This is a genomic window from Streptomyces sp. G-G2 (genome assembly GCF_030063135.1).
In the GTDB taxonomy this organism is placed as follows: Bacteria; Actinomycetota; Actinomycetes; order Streptomycetales; family Streptomycetaceae; genus Streptomyces.
This window is the reverse complement of the sequence record NZ_JASISO010000008.1, coordinates 25,024-48,114: the sequence shown is the minus strand read 5'-3', so window position 1 is coordinate 48,114 and position 23,091 is coordinate 25,024. Positions and strand designations below refer to the sequence as shown.

General features: G+C 74.7%; 21 protein-coding genes and 1 pseudogene. 13 read left to right on the top strand and 9 right to left on the bottom strand.

Translation table 11 applies throughout. From position 1 onward, the window contains the following. The first annotated feature begins 64 nt into the window (after nt 1–64). The 6 genes and pseudogenes from QMF80_RS08855 to QMF80_RS08830 all read left to right on the top strand — a co-directional run bounded on the left by QMF80_RS08855 (nt 65) and on the right by QMF80_RS08830 (nt 6,044). Nucleotides 65–727 carry a TetR/AcrR family transcriptional regulator gene (locus tag QMF80_RS08855; protein WP_283451278.1) on the top strand — a complete coding sequence of 221 codons (663 nt, stop codon included), beginning with the start codon at nt 65–67 and terminating at the stop codon, nt 725–727. A gap of 183 nt (nt 728–910) precedes the next feature. Beyond that, entirely contained in the window at nt 911–2,083 is a 1,173-nt protein-coding gene (locus QMF80_RS08850) for an acyl-CoA dehydrogenase family protein (protein WP_283451277.1), read from the top strand. 69 nt (nt 2,084–2,152) lie between these two features. Then, nucleotides 2,153–2,581 (top strand): annotated as a pseudogene (locus QMF80_RS08845) (GNAT family N-acetyltransferase); the annotation flags it as partial. Between the two features lie 279 nt (nt 2,582–2,860). After that, entirely contained in the window at nt 2,861–3,232 is a 372-nt protein-coding gene (locus tag QMF80_RS08840; RefSeq protein ID WP_283451578.1) for a GNAT family N-acetyltransferase, read from the top strand. A 462-nt stretch (nt 3,233–3,694) separates the two neighbouring features. After that, on the top strand, nt 3,695–4,828 hold the full coding sequence (locus QMF80_RS08835) for an Rv3169 family protein (protein ID WP_283451276.1): 1,134 nt from the start codon (nt 3,695–3,697) through the stop codon (nt 4,826–4,828). Nucleotides 4,829–4,943: 115 nt separating this feature from the next. After that, nucleotides 4,944–6,044, top strand: coding sequence for a phosphotransferase family protein (locus QMF80_RS08830; protein ID WP_283451274.1), 1,101 nt, complete (start codon nt 4,944–4,946; stop codon nt 6,042–6,044). A 5-nt stretch (nt 6,045–6,049) separates the two neighbouring features. Here the strand turns inward: QMF80_RS08830 and QMF80_RS08825 are convergent, their stop codons facing one another. Continuing rightward, nucleotides 6,050–6,478 carry a hypothetical protein gene (locus QMF80_RS08825; RefSeq protein ID WP_283451272.1) on the bottom strand — a complete coding sequence of 143 codons (429 nt, stop codon included), beginning with the start codon at nt 6,476–6,478 and terminating at the stop codon, nt 6,050–6,052. A gap of 214 nt (nt 6,479–6,692) precedes the next feature. On the opposite strand from QMF80_RS08825, the gene QMF80_RS08820 reads away from it, so the two are divergent. The 4 genes from QMF80_RS08820 (at nt 6,693) to fxsA (ending at nt 10,899) form a co-directional block, all read left to right on the top strand. After that, nucleotides 6,693–7,133: an Lrp/AsnC family transcriptional regulator gene (locus QMF80_RS08820; RefSeq protein WP_283451577.1), complete on the top strand. Its 441-nt coding sequence runs from the start codon at nt 6,693–6,695 to the stop codon at nt 7,131–7,133. Between the two features lie 346 nt (nt 7,134–7,479). Beyond that, entirely contained in the window at nt 7,480–9,111 is a 1,632-nt protein-coding gene (locus tag QMF80_RS08815; RefSeq protein WP_283451270.1) for an amidohydrolase, read from the top strand. 346 nt (nt 9,112–9,457) lie between these two features. Further along, entirely contained in the window at nt 9,458–10,231 is a 774-nt protein-coding gene (locus tag QMF80_RS08810) for a polyprenol monophosphomannose synthase (protein WP_283451269.1), read from the top strand. 68 nt (nt 10,232–10,299) lie between these two features. Then, nucleotides 10,300–10,899: an FxsA family membrane protein gene (fxsA, locus tag QMF80_RS08805; RefSeq protein ID WP_283451266.1), complete on the top strand. Its 600-nt coding sequence runs from the start codon at nt 10,300–10,302 to the stop codon at nt 10,897–10,899. Nucleotides 10,900–11,084: 185 nt separating this feature from the next. Here the strand turns inward: fxsA and QMF80_RS08800 are convergent, their stop codons facing one another. The 3 genes from QMF80_RS08800 to QMF80_RS08790 all read right to left on the bottom strand — a co-directional run bounded on the left by QMF80_RS08800 (nt 11,085) and on the right by QMF80_RS08790 (nt 14,025). Continuing rightward, nucleotides 11,085–11,459 (bottom strand): RNA polymerase-binding protein RbpA, encoded by a 375-nt coding sequence (locus tag QMF80_RS08800; protein ID WP_031146696.1) that lies wholly within the window; start codon nt 11,457–11,459, stop codon nt 11,085–11,087. Between the two features lie 321 nt (nt 11,460–11,780). Beyond that, nucleotides 11,781–13,187 (bottom strand): MFS transporter, encoded by a 1,407-nt coding sequence (locus QMF80_RS08795; RefSeq protein ID WP_283451262.1) that lies wholly within the window; start codon nt 13,185–13,187, stop codon nt 11,781–11,783. A gap of 67 nt (nt 13,188–13,254) precedes the next feature. Then, entirely contained in the window at nt 13,255–14,025 is a 771-nt protein-coding gene (locus QMF80_RS08790) for a glycerophosphodiester phosphodiesterase family protein (protein WP_283451260.1), read from the bottom strand. Between the two features lie 186 nt (nt 14,026–14,211). Between QMF80_RS08790 and QMF80_RS08785 the strand changes: the two genes are divergently transcribed. Next, nucleotides 14,212–15,717, top strand: coding sequence for an SCO1417 family PLP biosynthesis transcription factor (locus QMF80_RS08785; protein ID WP_283451258.1), 1,506 nt, complete (start codon nt 14,212–14,214; stop codon nt 15,715–15,717). 45 nt (nt 15,718–15,762) lie between these two features. On the opposite strand, the gene QMF80_RS08780 is transcribed toward QMF80_RS08785, so the two are convergent. After that, nucleotides 15,763–17,406, bottom strand: a complete 1,644-nt coding sequence (locus tag QMF80_RS08780; protein ID WP_283451256.1) for an ATP-binding protein — start codon at nt 17,404–17,406, stop codon at nt 15,763–15,765. A gap of 70 nt (nt 17,407–17,476) precedes the next feature. Further along, the gene (locus tag QMF80_RS08775) at nt 17,477–17,671 is read right to left on the bottom strand and encodes a hypothetical protein (protein ID WP_008743136.1); all 195 of its coding nucleotides are present in this window, start codon (nt 17,669–17,671) and stop codon (nt 17,477–17,479) included. A gap of 302 nt (nt 17,672–17,973) precedes the next feature. Between QMF80_RS08775 and QMF80_RS08770 the strand changes: the two genes are divergently transcribed. Together QMF80_RS08770 and QMF80_RS08765 are read left to right on the top strand one after the other, a co-directional pair. Continuing rightward, on the top strand, nt 17,974–18,399 hold the full coding sequence (locus QMF80_RS08770) for an ankyrin repeat domain-containing protein (RefSeq protein ID WP_283451248.1): 426 nt from the start codon (nt 17,974–17,976) through the stop codon (nt 18,397–18,399). Nucleotides 18,400–18,704: 305 nt separating this feature from the next. Further along, nucleotides 18,705–20,102, top strand: coding sequence for a HEAT repeat domain-containing protein (locus tag QMF80_RS08765; protein ID WP_283451246.1), 1,398 nt, complete (start codon nt 18,705–18,707; stop codon nt 20,100–20,102). 567 nt (nt 20,103–20,669) lie between these two features. Here QMF80_RS08765 and QMF80_RS08760 read toward each other — a convergent pair. The 3 genes from QMF80_RS08760 to QMF80_RS08750 are packed head-to-tail and all read right to left on the bottom strand — an operon-like array spanning nt 20,670 to nt 23,034. Further along, entirely contained in the window at nt 20,670–21,551 is an 882-nt protein-coding gene (locus QMF80_RS08760; protein WP_283451245.1) for a 5-oxoprolinase subunit C family protein, read from the bottom strand. Continuing rightward, nucleotides 21,551–22,225, bottom strand: coding sequence for a 5-oxoprolinase subunit B family protein (locus QMF80_RS08755; protein WP_283451243.1), 675 nt, complete (start codon nt 22,223–22,225; stop codon nt 21,551–21,553). Before QMF80_RS08755 ends, QMF80_RS08760 begins: the two co-directional genes overlap by 1 nt. Next, nucleotides 22,222–23,034, bottom strand: coding sequence for a LamB/YcsF family protein (locus QMF80_RS08750; RefSeq protein ID WP_283451241.1), 813 nt, complete (start codon nt 23,032–23,034; stop codon nt 22,222–22,224). Before QMF80_RS08750 ends, QMF80_RS08755 begins: the two co-directional genes overlap by 4 nt. Nucleotides 23,035–23,091: the final 57 nt, after the last annotated feature.

Here is a 23,091-nt window from a genome sequence, read left to right as displayed (position 1 = left end):
AGCCGTGCCACGGGGGTCTGCCATACTGCGGGAATCCTGTGGCAGTTCGAGGCTAGGGCTGAATTTGAATAATAGTCAACAGCGCGGCACCACCGAGCGATCGCAGGTTCGGCGGGCCGAACTCATAGCGACCGGTCGCAAGTTGTTCGCCGACACCTCGTACGACGCCCTGTCGATGGACGACATCGCGAAGCAGGCGGGGGTCGCCAAGGGGCTGATCTACTACTACTTCAAGAGCAAACGCGGCTACTACCTCGCCATCGTCGAGGACTCCGTCAACGAACTCGTCGCCCGGGCGGGCGGGGACACCGACCAGCCCAACGCCGAACGGGTCCGCCGCACCATCGACGGCTACCTCCACTACGCCGAACAGCACCAGGCCGCCTACCGCACCATCGTCACCGGCGGGGTCGGCTCCGACGCCGAGGTCCTCGCCATCCGCGACGCGGTCCGCGCCGAGCTGGTCGCCACCATCGCCGAGGGCGCCTACGGCCACCGGGCCGTCCCCCCGCTGGCCCGGCTCGCGCTGATCGGCTGGCTCTCCGGGGTCGAGGGCACCACCCTGGAGTGGATCGGTACCGAAGGCGAGCCCGAGCGTCCCGACCGGCCGGTCCTGGGCGCCCTGCTCGTGCGGCAGCTGCGCGCGACCCTGAGCGTGATCGAGGAATTCCTCCCGCAGTGCCCGGCCCCGCCCGCCACGCCGGAAACGGCGGACCCCCGCGGGTAGGCCGCAGCTGCGCACCCGTGACGGAACGCCCTTGATCGGGCATACTCAAGCCGCCGCAGCCGCTGGTCAGCCCCCTTGTGATCCGGGAGGGCGCCGACGGCTGTGAGAGATCCGAGACCCGGCGGCGCGACCCACCCATATCGCGCGCCGCCGCCGTGCCCGACGAGGGAGGAGAGCGCCGCCATGACCGACCGCGCCCCGCAACCGGTGGACCGTCAGCTGCCCACCGAGGAGTCCCGTGACCTTCTCGCGCTCGTACGCGAGATCGCCCAGCGGGAGATCCGCCCCCGGGCCGCCGAGGAGGAGGATTCCGGCCGGTTCCCCCGCGAGGTGTTCACCCTCCTCTCCGAGGCCGGGCTGCTGGGCCTGCCGTACGCCGGCGACTTCGGCGGCGGCGATCAGCCGTACGAGGTCTACCTCCAGGTACTGGAGGAACTGGCGGCGGCCCGCCTGACCGTCGGCCTCGGGGTCAGCGTGCACTCGCTGGCCTGCCACGGCCTGGCGGGCTACGGCACCAAGGAGCAGCAGGCCGAGCACCTGCCCGCCATGCTCGGCGGCGGCCTGCTCGGCGCGTACTGCCTCTCCGAACCCGCCGCCGGTTCCGATGCCGCCTCCCTGGTCACCAAGGCCGTCCGCGACGGCGACGACTGGATACTGACCGGCACCAAGGCGTGGATCACCCACGGCGGGGTCGCCGACTTCTGCACCGTCCTCGCGCGCACCGGCGTGCCGGGCCCCAAGGGGATCACCGCCTTCCTGGTGCCCGGCGACGCGCCGGGCCTGACGGCGGCCGTCCCCGAGAAGAAGATGGGCATGAAGGGCTCGCCCACCGCCCAGCTGCACTTCGACGGGGTACGCGTCCCCGACGCGCGCCGCATCGGCGAGGAGGGCCAGGGCTTCACCATCGCGCTGGCCGCCCTGGACGCGGGCCGCCTCGGCATCGCCGCCTGCGCCGTCGGCGTCGCCCAGGCCGCCCTGGACGAGGCGCTCGCGTACGCCCTGGACCGCAAGCAGTTCGGGCACCCGATCGCGGACTTCCAGGGGCTGCGCTTCATGCTGGCCGACATGGCCACCAAGATCGAGGCGGGCCGCGCCCTGTACCTGTCGGCGGCGCGGCTGCGGGACGCGGGGAAGCCGTTCTCCCGGCAGGCGGCCATGGCGAAGCTCTTCTGCACCGACGCGGCCATGGCGGTGACCACGGACGCGGTCCAGGTCCTCGGCGGGTACGGCTACACCGCCGACTTCCCGGTCGAGCGCCTGATGCGCGAGGCGAAGGTGCTCCAGATCGTCGAGGGCACCAACCAGATCCAGCGGATGGTCATCGCCCGGCACCTCGCGGGCCCCGAGTCCCGCTGAGCGCCCCGGACCGCGCCCGCCCGGAAACCCGGGTGCGGTCCGCGCCGCCGTTCTGGTAGTCCAGCGGTCATGGATGACCTTGTGACGGAGCGGCTCGTACTCCACCCGTTGACCCCCGCCGAGGCCGGGCGGGTGCTCGCGGGCGACCCCGACGGCACGGCGCCGTGGGCGCCCGGCTACCCGGCCGAGGGCGACCTGGCTGCCGTGCGCCGGTTCCTGGACACCTGCGCGGCCACCGGTGACCCCCGGCCCTTCGGCACGTACGCGATCCGCCTGCGGGAGAGCGGGCAGCTGATCGGCGGGGCCGACTTCCACGGCCGCCCGGACCCGGCGGGCGAGGTCACGGCCGGCTACGGCCTGGTCCCCGCCGCCCGCGGCCACGGCTACGCCGCCGAGGCCCTGCGCGCCCTGATCGCCCTGGCCCGCTCCCTGGGCGCCGCGGCCGTCAGGGCCGACACCGACCGGGACAACAGCGCGTCCCAGCACGTCCTGACATCGTCCGGAATGCACCTGTCCGCCGAAGACTCCCACTTGCGCCACTACCGCATCGCCCTGCCCGCGAGGGCGGGGGACGGCGTCGAGGGCGAGCCGGGCGCCGGGAGCGCCGCGCTCGCGGCGGGCGCGGAAGGCGTGGCGGCCCCCGGTGGCGTGGCGGGCTTGGCGGGCGCCGGGATCGTGGGGCTCCCCGGCGGCCCGGGGCGCGGGGAAACGGGGTCGGGGGGTCGGGACGCGGGTCCGTGGGAGGTTTCCACCGATCCGGCGCGGCTCGACGCGGGGCTGGTCCACCGGTGGCTCTCGGGGGACGCCTACTGGGCGCTGGGGCGCTCGCGGGAGAAGCAGGACCGGGCCATCGCCGGGTCCCTCAACTTCGGTGTGTACGACCGGGATTCCGGCGCCCAGCTGGCCTACGCGCGCGTGGTGACCGACCGGACCACCTTCGCGTGGCTCTGCGACGTCTACGTCGCCCCGGCCGAGCGCGGCAAGGGGCTCGGCACGGCCCTGGCGGTGGCCGTCCGCGACCACCTCGCCCCCTACGGCCTGCGCCGGATCATGCTGGCCACGGCGGACGCCCACGAGGTCTACGCGAAGGTGGGCTTCGAGCCGCTGGGCAACCCCGGCCGGTGGATGGTCCTCGGCGAGCAGCGGTGAGCGCGCGCGGGCCCGGTCCGGTTCAGCCGCCGAAGAGCGGGCCGGTCGGCCAGACCGGGGAGGAGGCGAGCCGGGACCACTCGGGATCCCGGCGGCCCGGCAGGGTGCGCCCGTCGTCGGCCCAACGCGCCATCATCGCCCGGTAGATGGGCGGGTCCGCGGGTCGGTGAACCGATTCTTCGTACCCCGGAGGCATCGGCCGCCGCCGTCGTCCCGTGGATGCCTCAAGCGTGCTCATGCACGGCCAACGCGGCGGGTGCGGACGGGGTAATCGCACCCACCGTACGGGTATCCGTTCGAGGGGGTCCCCTGGAGCGGGTCCGCGCGCCGTCCCGCGTCCCCGGCCGGTGCCCCGGCCCTCGCGCCGCTGATCTGTCAGCGAGTGACACGACTCTGGCCCCGGGCGCGGTTTCTGACGTACCGTCATATCCGCCGAGCCGCCCCGTGCCCAGGAGGTTTGCCATGCCCGCGGACCGACCCGTCGCCCTTGACGAATACCCCATCCACCAGGCCCCCTTGTCGATGAAGCACGTCGCCACCGGCGACCGCAACGCCTACGACCGCTGCATCTTCCACGTCTTCGACCACGCAGGCCGGGCCGTCCTCATCCTCGGCCTCGGCGTCTATCCCAACACCGGGGTCATCGACGCCTACGCCACCCTGCGCCTCGGCGACGAACTCCTCGCCGTCCGCGCCTCCGACGCACTCACCGACGACCGGATGAACCTGTCCGTCGGCCCGCTGCGGATCACCATCGACGTCCCGCTGCGCCGGATCGGCCTGCGCTGCGAGCCGGACCCCGACGACCCGGACGGGCTCTCCTGCGACATCACCTGGACCGCGGCCTTCCCCGCCGTGTGGGAACCGCACCACGTCCAGCACCGCGGCGACCGGCTGATGCTGGAGGGCCGCCGCTTCGTCCAGGCGGGCACCGTCACCGGCACCATCCGTGCCAAGGGCGAAGAACTCCAGCTCACCGAGGGGGAGTGGACCGGCACCCGGGACCGCAGCTGGGGCGTCCGCCCGATCCCCGGCGAGGACGGTGGCCGGGCCGCCGAGGAGCACCGGACCGAGGGCTTCCACTGGCTCTGGGTCCCGGTCCGCTTCGAGGACCGCTTCCTCATGGTCATCGTCCAGGAGGACGCCGACGGCCACCGCGCCCTGAACGAAGCCGTCCAGGTCTTCCCCGACACCGCCGGGCGGGGCGACGTACAACTCGGCTGGCCCCAGGCGGACATCCGCTACCGGACCGGCACCCGCCACCCCGAGGGCGCCGTCATCCACCTCACCGACCGGGACCGCAAGCCCCTCGAACTCGGGGTGGAGATCCTGAACTCCTCCCCGCTCGCCGTCGGAGCCGGGTACCCGCCCGCCACCGACTGGCAGCACGGCACCTGGCAGGGCCGCGGCTGGACCGACCGGCGGGTCTACGACCTCTCCGACCCCACCGCCCACCCCATGGCCGCCTTCGGGGTCACCGACCACTCCGCCCGCTTCACCCTCGACGGACGGACCGGCTTCGGGATCTTCGAGCACGGCAGCTTCGGCCGGCACGACCCGAGCGGCTTCACCGACTACGGCTCCGTGGCGCCGTAGGAGCGAAGCCCGGGCAGCGGCCCGGACAGCCGTCCGGCATCAGCCCGGCAGCGGCAGCGGCACCGGCACCGGCAGCGGCCGGCCGGCGGTCCACGACAGAAAGGGGTGGCCGTCCATGGCCACGGCTCCACGTCCCCGCACCTCCACCCGGGAACCCGGGGAACTCGGCCGTCGCCTCGCGGCCTGGCTCGGCACCCGCCTCCCCGGTGCGGAGGTCACCAACATCTCCGTACCCGGCTCCAACGGCATGTCCAGCGAGACCCTGCTCTTCGACATCGACCACCCCGACACCCCCGTTCGGGCCTGCGCGCTGCGCCTGGCCGCCGACCCGGACGCCTACACCGTCTTCCCCGCCTACGACATGCCCCGCCAGCACCGGGTGATGAGCCTGGTGGCGGAGCACACCGACGTGCCCGTGCCGCGCGCGTGGTGGCTGGAGGAGGACCCGGAGCCGCTCGGCGCCCCCTTCTTCGTGATGGCCCGCGCCGAGGGCCGGGTGCCGCCCGACGTCATGCCCTATACCTACGAGGGCAACTGGCTGCACGCGGCGAGCGACGCCGAACGCGCCGCGCTCCAGGAGGAGAGCGTCTCGCTGCTCGCCCGGCTGCACGACCAGTTCCCACCGGAGGAGGCCGCGTTCCTCCTCCCGCGGGGCACGGGCAGCCCGCTGCGACGGCACGTGGACGCCCAGCGCGCCTACTACGAGTGGGTGGTGGCCGGACTCGCCCGCTCACCGCTGCTGGAGCGGGCCTTCGACCGGCTGGAGGAGATCTGGCCCGCCGACGAGGGCCCCGCCGTACTCAACTGGGGCGACGCCCGGATCGGCAACGTCGTCTACGACGGCTTCCGGGCCGCCGCCGTACTGGACTGGGAGATGGCGGCGTACGCCCCGCGCGAGGTGGACCTCGGCTGGAGCGTCTACCTCCACCGGTTCTTCCAGGACCTCACGGTGAACTTCGGCCAGCCCGGCCTGCCGGACTTCCTGCGCCGGGACGACCTGGAGCGACGCTACGCGGAACTCACCGGCCACACCCCGCGGGACATGGACTTCCACACCCTGTACGCGGCCCTGCGGCACGGGATCGTGATGCTGCGGATCGCCTACCGGCAGGCCCATTTCGGCGAGGTGGAGGTCCCGGCCGACCCGGACGGGCTGATCCTGCACCATGCCAGCCTCGCCGCCATGGTGCAGGGAACCTACTGGAACCGCGTCTGACGGGCTCAGGCCGCCTGCACGTGCTGGACAGGACGCGAGCCCGGACCGCCGACGTGCGAGAAGGGCTGCGTCCGCCAGTCCAGGCCCTGGGGGAGCGTCAGGTGCACGACCGGCTCCAGCTCCCGCTCGGCCGCCGCCTCCTCCGCCGCCCGCGCCTCGGCGGCGGGCCGCCCCGTGCCCGCGCAGACCGTCAGTCCGAACGGGTTCCACGGGCTCAGGCAGAGCCCGTGCTCCGGAAGGAACTCCTCGTCCGCGACCAGCGCGATGGACTGGCCGCAGTCGGGGCAGACGGCGTGGTGGATGTCGAAGGCCTCGGCGTCGGCGTAGTCCGGGAAGTCGGCGTCCTGGTCGAAGTCGCCGTACTCGCCGTCGGAATGGTCGAGCCGTCCGAGGGACGCCGGTGCGGTACGACCGGCGCGCTTGGTGTTCTGCATGGATGTACTCCCCCTTGGGTGGGCCGGGCGGGCATGTTCGGCCGCGGCCACAGCAAGCACTTCCCGTCGCGCGGCACGAGTAACCACAACCGCCCCGCGTACGCCTGCATACCCTTGTGGGGTTGGTCACATGCCTGCCGCAGGTGCCACTTCCCCGTGGACACCACTGGGCCTGGAGCGCACTTGGGCCATAGGTTGGGCGGCTATGAGCGCAATGGAGGAGCTGGACCGCCAGATCGTGGATCTGCTCGTGCGGGACGGCCGGATGAGCTACACCGACCTGGGCAAGGCCACGGGGCTGTCCACGTCCGCGGTGCACCAGCGAGTACGTCGTCTGGAGCAGCGCGGCGTGATCCGCGGCTACGCGGCCGTGGTCGATCCCGAGGCCGTCGGGCTGCCGCTGACCGCCTTCATCTCCGTGAAACCGTTCGACCCCAGCGCGCCGGACGACATCGCGGATCGCCTGGCCGGGGTCCCCGAGATCGAGGCCTGCCACAGCGTGGCGGGCGACGAGAACTACATCCTCAAGGTCCGGGTCGGGACGCCCCTGGAACTGGAGGACCTCCTGAGCCGCCTCCGCGCCCTGGCCCATGTCGCGACCCGCACCACGGTGGTCCTCTCCACCCCGTACGAGGCCCGCCCCCCACGCGTCTAGCCCGCCGCCGGGGGCCTTTCCGGCCGAGCGCCGATCCCGTCCCGCCTGGGGCCGATCCCGCCCTCCCGGGGCCTTTCCAGCCCCTCCGGCGTTTGAGGAGCGGGGTCCGGGGCGGAGCCCCGCGGGGGCGCGTCGGCAGCCTGCCCGGCGATTGAGGGCCCGCCGAGGGGTGCGACGCGTCGGCCCTCCGGGGGCGCCTCAAACGCCGGCGGGGCTGGAGTATGCCCCCTAGGCGGGGCTCGGGCGAGCCGGCGGCGCGGGCGGGCCGGTGGCGCGGGCGGGCCGGAGAGGGGGCGAGCGGGGACCCTGGTCCGGCCCGGGGCCGGGGACCCGCGAGACTGGTGCCATGACCGACCGCACCGCCGCTTCCGCCACCGCCGCCGGAACCACCCCGACCGAGACCCTCCTGCTCCGCCGGGGTGAAGTCCACAGCCCCGCCGACCCCTTCGCCACCGCGATGGTCGTCGAGCGCGGCCACATCGCCTGGGTCGGCTCCGAAGGCGCCGCCGACGCCTTCGCCCAGGGCGTGGACCGGGTCGTCGACCTGGACGGCGCGCTCGTCACGCCCGCCTTCACCGACGCCCACGTGCACACCACCGCCACCGGCCTCGCCCTCACCGGCCTGGACCTGACCGCCGCCCGCTCGCTGCCGGACGCGCTGGCGCTCGTACGGGCGTACGCGAACCGGCGCCCCGCCGACCGGGTGCTGCTCGGGCACGGCTGGGACGCGGCCCGCTGGCCCGAACGGCGCGCCCCGCGCCGGGCGGAGCTGGACGAGGCCACCGGCGGCCGCCCGCTCTACCTCAGCCGGGTGGACGTGCACTCGGCCGTGGTCTCCACCGCCCTGCTGGACCTGGTCCCGGGCGTGCGGACCACCGGGGACGAGCCGCTGACCCGCGACGACCACCACCTGGTGCGGGCCGCCGCGCTCGCCGCGGTCACCCCCGCCCAGCGCGCCGAGGCCCAGCGGGCCGCCCTGGACCACGCCGCCTCCCTCGGCATCGGCTCCGTCCACGAATGCGGCGGCCCCGACATCTCCTCGGCCGAGGACTTCCACGACCTGCTGAACCTCGCGCGCGAACGGCCCGGCCCCCGGGTCTTCGGCTACTGGGCCGACCTCGACCTCGAACTGGCCCGCGAGCTGGGCGCCGTCGGCGCCGCGGGCGACCTGTTCGTCGACGGGGCCCTCGGCTCGCACACCGCCTGTCTGCACACCCCGTACGCCGACGCCGCGCACACCGGGACCGGCTACCTGGACGCCACCGACGTGGCCGCCCATGTGGCGGCCTGCACCGAGGCGGGCCTGCAGGCCGGTTTCCACGCCATCGGGGACGCCGCGCTCACCGCGGTGGTCGACGGCGTCCGCGCGGCCGCCGAGAAGGTCGGCCCGGCCCGGGTGCGCGCCGCCCGGCACCGGGTCGAGCACGCCGAGATGATGACCCCGGCCACCATCGCCGCCTTCGCGGAACTGGGCCTCACCGCCTCCGTCCAGCCCGCCTTCGACGCCGCGTGGGGCGGCGAGGAGGGGATGTACGCCGACCGGCTGGGCCCGGAGCGGGCCCGGACCCTGAACCCGTTCGCCGCGATGCTCAAGGCGGGCGTCCCGCTGGCCTTCGGCTCGGACGCGCCGGTCACCCCGCTCGACCCCTGGGGCGCCGTCCGCGCGGCCGCCTTCCACCGGACCCCGGCCCAACGGATCTCCGTACGGGCCGCCTTCACCGCCCACACCCGGGGCGGCTGGCGGGCGCTGGGCCGCGACGACGCGGGGGTGCTGGTGCCGGGCGCCCCGGCCGACTACGCCCTGTGGCAGACCGAGGCGCTGGTGGTGCAGGCCCCCGACGACCGGGTCGCCCGCTGGTCCACCGACCCCCGTTCGGGCACTCCCGGGCTGCCCGATCTGACGCCCGGCGCCGATCTGCCGGTGTGCCTGGCCACCGTGGTCGGCGGCCGGGAGGTATTCGTACGCCCACAGGGGTGATCCGCCCGGCCTCGGTTCGGTGCGGGCGCCCGGACCCGGATAGGTTCGGCCGGGTCCACCACAGGACGACCGTGCCGGACGGCTCCGTCTGCTCAGCGCGCCCGCGCCTCGGGGGCGAGGGAAGGTTCCGCCGGCCGGGGGTCCCTCCCCGCTCCTAAGGAGCGTGGGGGCGAGTGGCCTTGGTCGGGGCTCGGAGGTCCAGTAGACAACGGTTACGGCGGCCCGCAGCCAGCGGGCGCCCGGCCGGCCCGAAGGACCCCCGGCCCCGACTCTCCGTCGCACCCCTCCCGCTGTTCTAAAATCGGTTCTCCGTGACGGGACGGGAACGACGCGCAAAGGGGAAGCTGTGAGTGACGGCGGTGAGCGGCGCTACGGCCCGCTCGGGACGGTCCTGGTGATCATTCCGACCTACGACGAGGCGGAGAACATCGGCCCGATCGTCGCCCGCGTGCGCGCGGCGGCTCCCCACGCGCACGTCCTGGTGGCGGACGACAACAGCCCCGACGGCACCGGAAAGCTCGCGGACGGGCTGGCAGCGGCCGACGAGCAGGTGCACGTCCTGCACCGCAAGGGCAAGGAAGGCCTGGGCGCGGCCTACCTGGCGGGATTCCGCTGGGGTCTGGAGCGCGACTACGGCGTCATCGTCGAGATGGACGCCGACGGCTCCCACCAGCCCGAGGAGCTGCCCCGGCTGCTGACCGCCCTCAAGGGCGCCGACCTGGTGCTCGGCTCGCGCTGGGTGCCCGGCGGCCGGGTGGTCAATTGGCCCCGCCACCGGGTGCTGCTCTCGCGCGGCGGCTCGACGTACTCCCGGCTGATGCTGGACGTGCCGATCCGGGACGTGACCGGCGGCTACCGCGCCTTCCGCCGCGAGACGCTGGAGGGCCTGGGCCTGGAGCGGGTGGCCTCGGCCGGGTACTGCTTCCAGGTCGACCTGGCCCGGCGCGCGGTGAGCGCGGGCTTCCACGTGGTGGAGGTGCCCATCACCTTCGTCGAGCGCGAGTTCGGGGACAGCAAGATGAGCCGCGACATCGTGGTGGAGGCCCTGTGGCGGGTCACCCAGTGGGGCGTGTCGGCCCGCGTCGCGCAGCTGGTCCCCGGAGCCAGGAAGCGGTCCTGACCCCTTAGGGGATGTCCGGTACCTCCGATTGAGGTGGCTTTTACGGGGGCCCAGGCACACTGGGTGGTATGACGACCGGCTTTCCCACCTCGAAGGCGAGGCCCGGGGCCCCTTCGGCGGCCCCCCGGCGGCGCTCGCCCGCCCGTACGTTCGTTCCCCTGGCGGTAGCCGCCTGGCTCATCCTGGAGATCTGGCTGCTCAGCCTGCTCGCGGGGGTGGGCGGCGGACTCGCCGTGGCCGCGGTGATCGCGGGCGGTCTGGCGCTCGGCGTGGTGGTCATCAAGCGGGCCGGGCGGCGCGCCTTCCAGAACCTCGCACAGACCTTCCAGAAGGCCCAGACGGGCGAGCGGCCCGCCCCGCAGCAGCCCGGCTCGGGCAACGGCCTGGTGATGCTCGGAGGCCTGCTGCTGATCCTGCCCGGCCTGCTCTCCGACGTGCTCGGCCTGCTGCTCCTGCTGCCGCCCGTCCGGGCCTGGGTCGGCCGCCGCGCGGCCCGTTCGCTGGAGCGCACCATGGCCTCCGCGTCCGCGGGCCCCCTCGGTGACGCCTTCCAGCAGGCCCGGATCCACCAGCCCGACGGCATGGTGGTGCGGGGCGAGGTGGTCCGGGAGGACGAGGTCCGGCGCCCCGGCCCGGACACCGGCCACCGCCCGCCGCTGGCCCCCTGAGGCGCCGTACGGCCGGCTGAACGACGTACGGCCGGGCAGCTTGGCGACGTACGCCCAGATGCCCGGCCGGCGCCGGTGCGGCGCGCCGCGCGGTCGAGCAGCGCGCGGGTGGTGCGTGAGAACGAGCCGAGGGCCCCCGCCACACGGAATGTGGCGGGGGCCCTCGGCTGTTCGGTGTCCGGGTGTCAGGCGGACTTGCGGCTGTCCCGCGGATGCACGGCAATGTTCATGGCGCCGGAACGGAGGACCGCCAGCCTTTCGGCCAGCACTTCCTCGAGCTCCTCGCGGGTGCGTCGCTCCATGAGCATGTCCCAGTGCGTTCGCGCAGGCTTGCCCTTCTTCTCTTCGGGCCCGTCGCCGTCCACCAGAAGTGCCATGGCGCCGCACGCCTTGCACTCCCACTCCGGCGGAATGTCGGCCTCAACCGAGAACGGCATCTCAAAGCGATGTCCGTTCTGGCATGCGTACTCCACCGCCTGGCGCGGGGCCAGATCGATGCCGCGGTCCGTCTCGTAGCTGGTAACCACGAGGCGCGTACCGCGGAGAGCTCGCTCACTCATGAATCGTGCCTCCCGGGCTTGTCGCCCACAGGACAGGTGTCGCTGTCGTCGTCATCAGGTCAACGTCCGGTCGGCGGTATTGATTCCCGCTCCGGGTCATGCGTCGCCCGTCGTACCGCCCCTTGTTGTACCCACCAATGCCCGTTTTGTCACATCTGGCAGCAGATGTCACCCAGCGTCTTCATTCATCGAGTACGCAGTAACGGTCCGCCTGGCAGGCCAAAGGCGTACACTACCGGCCCTTCGCTTCAACGTCTAAATTTGTTCGGAACTCGTTCGCCAGATCGGCTGTCCCGCCCGTTCTCGTACGTTCGCGCGCGTTCAGATCCTCTCGGGGACAGGATTCCCCGCCGCCTCCACCGCGCGGCGCACCGGCACCCGTGCGAGCAGCACGAATCCCAGTGCGAAGAACACCACCAACGAGATGATCGCCGTGCGGTAACTGCCCGTGAGCTGGTAGGTCAGCCCGAAGACCAGGGGCCCCACCCAGCTCAGTCCCCGGTCGCTCATCTCGTACGCGGAGAAGTACTCGGCCTCCCTGCCCGCCGGGACGAGGTGGGAGAACAGCGAGCGGGAGAGCGCCTGGCTGCCGCCGAGCACCAGCCCGATCATCGACGCGAGGGCGAAGAACCACACCGGAGTGCGGGCCGGGAGGAAGTACCCGGCGGTCAGGGTCAGCCCCCACGCGGCCAGCGAACCGAGGATCGTCCGCTTCGCGCCGTACGTCCGGGCCAGACGGCCCATCCCCAGCGCGCCCGCCACCGCGAGCACCTGGACCAGCAGCACCGCCACGATCAGGGTGGACTGCTCCAGCTCCAGCTCCTCGGAGCCGTAGATCGAGGCCTGGGAGATCACCGTCTGCACGCCGTCGTTGTAGATCAGGTACGCGAGCAGGAACGACAGGGTCAGCGGATAGCGCCGCATGTCCTTCAGTGTCGCGATCAGCTGCCGCCAGCCGCTGACGGCCGGGGCCGAGGACGCCTCGCGCACCACCGCCCGGTCCCGCAGCCGCCGCAGCGGGATGATCGCGAAGGCGCCCCACCAGAGACCGGCCGAGGCCAGGCAGATCCGCACGGCCGCGCCCTCGGTGAGGCCGAAGGAGTCGTGGCCCTGGAACAGGACCAGGTTCAGCACGAGGACGAAGGCGCCCGAGGTGTAGCCGAAGGCCCAGCCCCGCGAGGAGACGGTGTCCCGCTCGTCCGGACCGGCGATCTGCGGCAGGTAGGCGTTGTAGAGCACCATCGAGACCGCCAGCGCGGCGTTCGCGACGATCAGCAGCAGCCCGCCCAGCAGGTAGCGGTCGCCGCCCAGGAAGAACATCCCGGCCGTGGCCGCGGCGCCCGTGTACGCCGCCGCCGCGAGCAGCGGCTTCTTGCGTCCGCTGCGGTCGGCCACCGCGCCCACCAGCGGCATGATCAGGACGGCCACGATCACCGACGCCGACACCGAGTACGCGAAGAACGACCCGGCCCGCACGGGTATGCCGAGCGGATGGACGTAGCCGTGGGAGTCCGCGGCGGCCTTGGCCACCGCCGTCAGGTAGGGCCCGAGGAACACCGTGAGCACGCTCGTGGAGTACACCGAGCAGGCGAAGTCGTAGAAGTACCAGCCGTGCTGCTCGCGCTTGCGCGCGGCCGCCTCCGCTCTCCCGCCGTCGGCTCCCTCGCCGCCGCCGCCTCCGCCGTCCCCCGCGCCCGGTTCCGCTTCCGCTGTGGTCCGCGCACTCATCAGTGCCCCCTCGCTGGTCCCCGTACCGCACGGCCCACCTCGTACCGCGCGGCGGCAAGCGGGCTTGTCAGGCCCAGGCCCCGCGGCGCTCCAGCACCGTGCGCAAGATGTCGATCCGGTCGGTCATGATGCCATCGACACCCAGGTCCAGCAGCGACTCCATGCGTTCCGGTTCGTTCACGGTCCACACGTGGACCTGGAGCCCCCGGGCGTGCGCGGTCTCCACGAAGCGCCGGTCGACCACGCGGATGCCCGACTGGACCTCCGGAACCTGCGCCGCCACCGCCCCCACGCGCAGCGCGGCGGGGATCGCGTACGAGCGCAGCCGCAGCCCCACCACGCCCCGGACCCCGTACGAGGTCGCCAGCCGGGGCCCGGCGATCCGCTGCGCCCGGGCCACCCGGCCCTCCGAGAACGACCCGACGCAGACCCGGTCCCACGCGCGCGTCCGGGAGATCAGGTCGAGCAGCGGCAGGAGCGCGGGTTCGGCCTTGACGTCGATGTTCCACCGGGCGTCCGGGAACTCCTCCAGCAGCTCCTCGAACAGCGGCAGCGGCTCGCTCCCGGCCACCCGGGCCGCGCGCACCACGCTCCACGGCAGCTCACCGATCCGGCCCCGGGTGTCGGTGACCCGGTCGAGGGTGGCGTCGTGGAAGGCGACGAGCCTGCCGTCGGCGGTGGCGTGGACATCGGTCTCGAAGTACCGGTAGCCCGCGCCGGTGGCCCGCCGGAAGGCGGCGGCGGTGTTCTCCAGCCCGTCCGCGGCCCCGCCGCGGTGGGCGAAGGGGAGCGGGGCCGGATGGTCGAGGTACGGGTGCCGGAGGCGTACGTGCGTCACGGCGGCAGTATGCACCGGGCGGACCGGGTGCGCCTCGGGACGCCCGCCCGGCCCGTGGCAGCCCGGGGGCGGGACCTCTGGCCGAGGTGGCCCCCGGCGTGACAGTCTGGGCCCGCGGAACCAATCCAATCCCGGCCGCCCGACCCTGCGGTCCGGGGCCAATTCTTCGAAGGTGGACCGGACAGCATGGCTCAGTGGACCTCCGCGGTCGGCGCCGCACAGCTCGCCCGGCTGATCACCTCGCAGCAGCAGCCGCTGCCCGCGGTGACCGGGGCGCGCAAGCCGCCCGCCTACCGCTCGCTCGCCGACGGGATCCGGCTGCTGGTCCTGGAGGGCCGCGTCCCGGTCGCCGCCCGGCTGCCCGCCGAGCGCGAGCTGGCCGTCGCCCTCACCCTCAGCCGCACCACCGTCGCCGCCGCCTACGAGGCCCTGCGCTCCGAGGGATTCCTGGAGTCCCGGCGGGGCGCCGGAAGCTGGACCTCCGTACCCGCCGGGAATCCGCTGCCCGCCCGCGGCCTGGAGCCCCTGCCCCCGGAGGCCCTCGGGTCCATGATCGACCTCGGCTGCGCGGCCCTGCCCGCCCCCGAGCCGTGGCTGACCAAGGCCGTCCAGGGGGCCCTGGAGGAGCTGCCGCCGTACGCGCACACCCACGGGGACTACCCGGCGGGACTGCCCGCGCTGCGCCGGATGCTCGCCGACCGCTACACCGAGCGTGGCATCCCCACCATGCCCGAGCAGATCATGGTGACCACGGGGGCGATGGGCGCGATCGACGCGATCTGCAGCCTGTTCGCGGGCCGCGGCGAGCGGATCGCGGTCGAGTCCCCCTCCTACGCCAACATCCTCCAGCTCATGCGCGCCGCCGGGGTCCGCCTGGTGCCCGTCGCGATGGCGGACGGGCTGGGCGGCTGGGACATGGCCACCTGGCGCCAGGTGCTGCGCGACGCGGCGCCCCGCCTCGCCTACGTCGTCGCCGACTTCCACAACCCGACGGGGGCGCTGGCCACCGAGGACCAGCGCCGCGAGATGGTCGAGGCGGCCCGCTCGGCGGGCACCGTCCTCGTCGTGGACGAGACCATGGCGGAACTGCGGCTGGATCCCGGGCTGGAGATGCCCCGCGCGGTCTGCTCCTTCGACCCCTCGGGCAGCACCGTCGTCACGGTCGGCTCCGCCAGCAAGGCCTTCTGGGCGGGCATGCGGATCGGCTGGGTCCGGGCCGCACCCGATGTGATCCGCAGCCTGGTCGCCGCCCGCGCGTACGCCGATCTGGGCACGCCGGTGCTGGAGCAGCTCGCGGTGAACTGGCTGATGCGCACCGGGGGCTGGGAGGACGCGGTGGAGATCCGACGCACCCAGGCCCGGGAGAACCGGGACGCGCTGGTCACGGCCGTGCGCCGGGAGCTGCCGGACTGGGAGTTCACGGTGCCGGGCGGCGGGCTGACGCTGTGGGCCCGGGCGGGCGGCCTGTCCGGCTCCCGGCTCGCGGAGGTGGGGGAGCGGGTCGGCGTCCGGGTGCCCTCGGGACCCCGGTTCGGGGTGGACGGCGCCTTCGAGGGCTATGTGCGGCTGCCCTTCACGGTCGGCGGCCCGCTCGCGGACGAGGCCGCCGCCCGGCTGGCGGCGGCGGCACGGCTGGTCGGCACGGGTGCGGGCGGCAGCGGCGCGGAGCCCCCGCGCACGTTCGTCGCGTAGCCGTCCCGCCCGGATCGTGCCCGGGCGGGGGGTCAGGGCGGCGGGTCAGGGCGCGTCCGCCGGGACCTCCGGGATCTCCGAGGCGTCGATCGAGGTGCTCTGGTCCGGGGTGTCGTGAGCCGGGGTGCTCTGGGCCGGCGTGCGGTCCTGGGGCAGGAGCGGCGGCTTCGACAGGGCGGTGCGCGGGCGCTCCGGCAGCAGTTCGAGTACGGCCCGGCGGTGCACGGGGTGCGCCGCGTCGTCGTACGGGTCCGGGGTGGCCGGGACCTGGAGCCGGTGCACCGGGCCCGCCCCGAGCCGGGCGTAGCCCCGGCCCGGCGGGACCTGCGCCGTCGGGGTGGTGTGCGGGGGCAGCCCCAGCACCTCCGCGATCTGCTGGATCGTGGCGGGCCCGAGGACGGCCCGGGCGCGGGTGTGCTGCCACACCGCGTCGCTCAGCAGCTCCAGGTGGTCGAACTGCTCGGTCACCACCACCGTGACGTTCGCGGCCCGGCCGTGCCGCAGCGGAACCTGGAGCAGCGCGAGCGGATCGCTGCGGCCCTCGGCCGCCGCCAGGTGGCCCAGCACACTGGGCCGGTCGAGCAGGATCCACAGGGGCCGCCGGACGTCCTCGGGCGCGGGCCGCCCGGCCTCGCGGGCCCGGTGCCCGGCGATCAGGCGCCGCTCGGTCTCCTGGGCGGCCCACGCCAGGGTCGCGTGGGCCCCGGCGGGCCCGCTCTCCACGGCGAGTACGCCCGTACGCCCGGAGAGGCAGGAGTACTCGCCGCTGCCGCCGCCCTCGACCATCACGACGTCCCCGCCGTGCCGGAGGGCCTGGAGGGCGATGGAGCGCAGCAGGGTCGAGGTGCCGCTGCCGGGCTGGCCGACGGCGAGCAGGTGGGGCTCGGTGGAGCGGGGGCCGGTCCGCCAGATCACCGGCGGGGCGTCCCGGGTGTCCTCGCCGTCGGTCACGGGCAGGGTCCGCTGCACCGAGGCCGGGTCGGTGAAGCCGAGGACGGTCTCCCCGGGCGAGGTCACGAAGGGCTGGGCGGCGATGCTCGTGGGCAGCGCGGCCAGCACGCTCAGGTCGAGCTGGTTGCCCTCCTCGTCCCAGTCGAAGAGGTACTCCCGCCCGCGCCCGGACTTGGCGTGCAGCAGGGCTTCGATCCGGGCCCGCGAGGAGGACTCGCCGTCGGTGAAGTACGCCGGGTAGCGGATCCGCAGCCGGGAGAGCCTGCCCGCCTCGTCGAACGCGTACTCGCTGAAGGCCTTGTCCCACTCGCCTCCGTGGGCGAAGAGCGGCGTGGGGTCCTCGGGGATGGAGAAGTACGGCACGAGGGCCTCGTAGAGCGAGCCCAGGCGCTCGGCCTCGGCGTCACCGGGCCCGGTCTTGGCCGGGGTGCGGTCGCGCCCGTGCCAGGCCGCCGCCGCCATGAGGGTGATCAGGGCGATCAGCGGCCCGTACGGGACGAGCGCGACCACGAGCACACAGGCCGCCGCCAGGAACAGCGCGGGACCACGCTTGTCCTTGGGGGTGTCGGCCCACCTGCGCCGCCCGGCCGTGGCCAGGACGCGCAGACCCCGCGCGATGGTCAGCAGCGGGTGGAGGACGTCCGTGGCGTTGTCGGCGGCCGTGCGAGCGAGGTCGCGTCCCCGGCTCAGCGAGACGTTGCCGCTGATGAGGATGCGGGGAAGTGGGCGCCGGGCCACGGGCGTCTCCTGGGATGTCGCGTGCTGCTGCGGGGTGTCGTGGGGAGTGGGGGACGGGGGACGGGGGCGGTCAGAGCTTGATGCCGCCCAGGAGGCTCGCGAGGCTGGCCGTACTGGCCGTGATGCTCGGAGCGATGGCCGATCCGGCGAGGAAGAAGCCGAACAGCGCGCAGACGAACGCGTGCGACAGCTTCATCCCGTCCTTCTTGAAGAAGAGGAAGCAGATGATGCCGAGCAGGACGACACCTGAGATGGACAGGACCATAAGAAGCTCTCCAAGCTCTCCTGGTGGGTGGGGACAGTCACCATCAGTTGTTCCAGGCTCACAGCAAGTATCAATGCGATAAAAGGTGCAGATGGGTGATTTCTCTAATTTTTCACTGATCCGGCCCAGTCCCGGGGGCAGCCCTCCAGGGGTGATCTTTGCCTCGGTCCGACCCCGTCATGTCCAGGTCCGGGCAGTACCCTGTCGATTCACCCGTACGGACGCAGCGCCGTGCGTTCCCCTGCCCGCCCGGCCTGGGGAAACTTCACACCAGGCAGCGAATGAGAGGCGGTACGACCCCGATGAACGAGCGCGCCGAGAACAGCCACCCGGACGTCCCCGAGGTTCCCGACGAGGACGTCATCGAGCTGGCCACCAAGATCTTCGACCTCGCCCGTCAGGGTGAGACCGAGACGCTCGCCGCCTACCTCGACGCGGGCGTCCCGGCGAACCTCACCAACGACCGCGGCGACACCCTCGTCATGCTCGCTGCCTACCACGGCCACGCCGACGCCGTCACGGCCCTGCTGGCCCGCGGCGCCGAGGGCGACCGCGCCAACGACCGGGGCCAGACCCCGCTCGCGGGCGCCGTCTTCAAGGGCGAGGAGCAGGTGATCCGGGCGCTGCTCGCCGGGGGCGCCGACCCGAACGCGGGCACGCCCTCGGCCGTGGACACGGCGCGGATGTTCGGGAAGGCGGACTTGCTCGAACTCTTCGGAGCCAAGTAGTCCGTTTCTGTGGGGGCGTAGGTCCCGGCTCGGTCCCGGCGGCCGTAAATGTGGTCGCGGTGCACAAACCGGCTGGGTCATCATGGCGACGGATTCGATTTGCGAACCAGGCGGACGGGCAGGAGCGGGCAGGACACGTCACGTCCCAGCCCGGTCCGACCGCCCGGTCGCGACGCACCGAGAGAGTGAGAAGGCAATGGTCTACATCGAGCGGAACAAGACGGCGGACGACCTCACGTGCTGTTACGCGGCCCTGTGAATCCCGATTCCCGGTCGCGTCCCCAGCTTGATTTGAGGCCCTTCCCATGTTCGAACCAGTCATAGCGCCGAGCGGAACCCTGCTCGGGCTCCTCCAGCGCGGCCGCGGTGACGGCACGCTGCACGCGCTCGCCGCGCCCCGGGCGGAGGCCCTCGCGGCCCTCAACCAGTGCGTACTGCGCGATCCGCGCCAGGACTGGCAGGTCGAGAACCGCTCCCTCTACTACGCCCGGCTCTACCTGGACCTCAGCGGTCCGCTCGGTGAGATCGAGGCGCACCTCTTCAGCGCCGAGGACATCCTCGACGACGGCGACGCCCGCACCGGCCTCGCCCTGTCCGTCCTGGGCCACCTCGCCTCGTACGGCCGTGACGACGCGCTGATGCTGCTGCGCCGCTACGCCGCCGCCGGGGCGAACTGGGCCTGGGCCCTGGACGAACTCGCCCTGCGCGACGACGACAGCGGCCTGCGCGCCCTGGCCCGGCCCGTCCTGGCCAGGTTCCCCGACACCGCCGAGGGCGGGGCGCGGCTGGCCGCCGCCGTCCGCGACGCCTACGAACCGCGCCCCTGGTGCCTGTGGGAGGAGGACCCCGAGTTCGGCGAGCGGCTGCGCGCCGCCCGCCAGCAGGGCTCCTTCGACCGCTGGCAACGCCAGCTGACCCCCGCCGGGCCCCGCCCGGGCTGGGGCGTCCAGGCCGTCTTCGACTGGGCCGACGACGGGCTGCGCCGCGGTACGCCGCTGCACGTGCCCGCCGCCCGCTGCCTCGGCGCGGTCGCGACCCCCGAGGACCGGCCCGCGATCCTCGCCGCCGCCGCGGGCGCGTCCGGCGAGGCCGCCCGGGCCACCGCCCTGCACCACCTCGTCCTGGCCGAGCCGGCCAACCCGGCCGTCCTCGACCTGATCGAAGCCGCCGGTGACGAACCGGCCGTCGCCGCCTACGAGCGCATGTGCGGCGCCGCGGCCGTGGACCGGGCCCGCGCCTGGGTCCACCGCCCGGACGCCCTCGGAGCGGCCGCCGCGAGCCTCCTCGCCGCCCGTGGCGACGAGGGGGACGCGGCACTGGTCCTCGGCGCGCTGCGGACGACGGTCCGCTCGGCCGGGCCCGACACCGTACGGCTCTTCGCCCTGGTGGACGGCGCCGGACGGCTCGCCATCGGCTGCGCCGCGCCCGTCCTGCGCCACGTCTACCGCGAGACCGCCTCGTCCCACCTGCGCGGCCGCGCCGCCCGGGCCCTGGCCGCCACGGACCCCTCGTTCGCGGCGGGCTTCGCCGTCGAATGCCTGTGGGACTGCGAGGAGACCACCCGCGAGGTGGCCGCCCACCACGCCGAGACCGCCGACGCCCGGGTCGCCCCGCGACTGCGCCGCCTGGCGACGGACCCGGCGGAAGAGGAAGACGTCCAGTCGGCGGTCCGCAACCGCATCGCCCCGGAATCCGCCGTGTGACGCCGCCGCCGTACCCGGCCGGGGGCGGGGCCGAGTCCACCCGCCGCCCCCGAGCCGGTCGTGCGAGCACCCGGGCCCCCGGGGCGCGCCCCGCCGAAAGGGGCCCGGCGCGACGGCACGCACACCGACGGGCGGTCCGCACCGGCCCTGCTGCGGGCCCACCCTGGCCCCGGGGCCCGGTACGGTCCTGCGTGGCCGCCCCGAGCGCCCTCCGGGCACCGCGACCTGGTCCTGCGGACCGCCGTGGCCGGCTTCACGGCCGGGCGGAGCCGGATCCCGCGCGGCCGTCCGCACGCCCGTGGGACGCGGAACCGGCGCTGTGGGCTCGCCCCTGGCCCCCCGTGACCGCCCCGAGCGTCTCCGGCCCGCCGGAGGGTCCCTGCGGGCCCCCCGGGCCCACGTGGCCCGGCAGTGCGGGGTCCCGCGTGGCCGCGCGCACGTCAGCGGGAACGCGCGACCGCTCCTGGGGGCCGCGTCGGGCCGCCGTGCCAGCTCGGCAGAGCCGGGCCCCGTGCCCCGGCCCGGCCCCGGCGACGGCCCGGGCCGCCGCGCGCCCGGGGGAGCGGGTCACCCCTCCAGGACGAACCGCACCGGGGTCCCCGGGCGGGCCTGCGCGGCCCGGTGCAGGGCTTCCTCCGGGACCACGCCCAGGACCGGATAGCCGCCCGTGACCGGATGGTCGGCCAGGAACACCACGGGCATGCCGTCCGGCGGAACCTGGACCGCGCCCAGCACCATGCCCTCGCTGGGCAGTTCGCCGGACCGGGCGCGCGCCAGCGCGGGGCCGCCCTCCGTGCGCAGCCCGATGCGGTTGCCCGCCGAGGAGACCCGGTAGCGGGCCCGCGCCAGCCGGGCCACGGACTCCCCGGTGAACCAGTCGTCCCGGGGACCCGCAAGCACCGGCAGGACCAGCTCCGCCGGGGGCGCGGGCAGCGGCAGCACGTCCGCCGCGCCCACGGGGCCCATGGGCCCGTCCCCGGGGTCGCCCACGGGCAGCGCCGCGCCCGCCGCCAGGACCGGGGGGCCCAGGCCCGAGAGCAGATCGGTCGAGCGGCTGCCCAGCACGGGCGGGACCGCGTACCCGCCGCGCACGGCGACGTAGGAGCGCACCCCGTACACCGCCGGGCCGACCTCCAGCACCTCCCCGGCCGCGAGGCGCACGGGCGCGCCCCAGGGCGCCGGGCGCGCTGCCGCCCGTACGGCGCACGGTGCGCCGGTGACCACCACCGTGACCGGGGCCAGGGCGCGCAGCGCGACCCCGTCGAGGGTGGTCTCCAGGGTCGCCGCCCCGGGCGGATTTCCGAGCAGGCGGTTGGCGAGGGCGTGCGCGGGGACGTCGAGTGCGCCGGAGCGCGGGACGCCGAGGTGCGCGTACCCGGGCCGGCCGAGATCCTGCACCGTGGTCAGCGCCCCGGCCCGGACCACCTCCAGGCCCGCCGCGCCGGGCATCACGCCCCCACCTCCGCGAACCGGACCCGCACGCCGGGCGCGAACAGGGCCGCGGGCTCGCGCCCCGGATCCCACAGCACCGCCTCCGTGGACCCGATCAGCTGCCAGCCGCCGGGGGAGGAACGCGGGTACACCCCCGCGTACTCACCCGCCAGCGCGAGCGAACCCGGCGGGACGGCCGTGCGCGGCGCGGCCCGGCGCGGCACGTGGAGCCGTTCCGGGAGCCCGGTGAGGTAGCCGAAACCGGGCGCGAACCCGCAGAAGGCCACCCGGAACTCCGTCCCGCCCACGATCTCCGCCACCCGCCCCGCCGGAACCCCCCACAGCGCGGCCACCTCGGCCAGGTCCGGGCCGTCGTAGCGCACCGGAACCCGCACGAGCGGGCCCTCGGCCGCCGCGAGCGGAGGCACCCGCCAGCCCCGGATGCGGGCCGCCAGCGCGGCCGGTCCGCGCACCCCGTCGAGCAGTACCGTCCGCGCGGCGGGCACCACCTCCCGTACGTCGCCCAGCTCGCCCGCGTCCCGGCGGCGCAGCAGCTCCGCGTGCAGGGCGGCCACCTCCTCCGCCGACCCCACCTCGCACAGCAGCCCCGCCCGCCCCACGCGGAGCACGCGGACGCCCCCGCCGGTGCCGGGGCCGGCGCCCCCGGTGTTCGTGCCCCCGCCCCCGCTCATGTGAAGGCCTCCACCCGGACCCCGGCGCCGCCCAGCGCCGCCCGGACCCGCCGGGCCAGCTCCGCCGCCCCCGGGGTGTCCCCGTGCAGGCAGAGCGACCGGGCCGCCACCGCCACCCGGGACCCGTCGGCCGCCGTCACCGCGCCCCCGGCCGCCACCGCCAGGGCCTGCGCCACCACCGCGTCGGCCCCGCCCAGCACCGCCCCGGGCCGGTCCCGCGGCACCAGCGTCCCGGCGGGGGTGTAGGCGCGGTCGGCGAACGCCTCCGGTACCGCCGTCAGCCCCTCGGCCGCGGCCGCCGCCAGGAGCAGCGACCCCGGCAGGCCGAGGACCGGGAGGTCCGCCCCCGGCCCCGCCGCCAGCCGGACCCCCGCGACCACCGCGCCCGCCTGCGCCGCGTCGCCCACGGTGCGGTTGTACAGGGCGCCGTGCGGTTTCACATACGACACCCGTGATCCGGCCGCCCGTGCGAACACCTCCAACGCCCCGATCTGGTACGCCACTTCGGCCGCCAGCTCATCGGCCGGGACCTCCATCGCCCGGCGCCCGAAGCCCGCCAGGTCACGGTAGGACACCTGGGCCCCGATCCGTACGCCCCGCTCGGCGGCCCGCTCGCAGACCCGCCGCATGATGGCCGGGTCCCCGGCGTGGAAACCGCACGCCACGTTCGCGCTCGTCACCACCGACAGCAGCGCCTCGTCGTCGGTGAGCGTCCACCGGCCGAAGCCCTCGCCCAGGTCGGCGTTGAGATCGATGACGGGCCCGGACGCGGGCGGCGCCGACCCGGAGGATGTGCTCAGGGATGCCATGCGGCGAGGGTAGACGGCGCGGTGGACGGCGGGGGCGGAACGGCCGCGCGGCCCCCG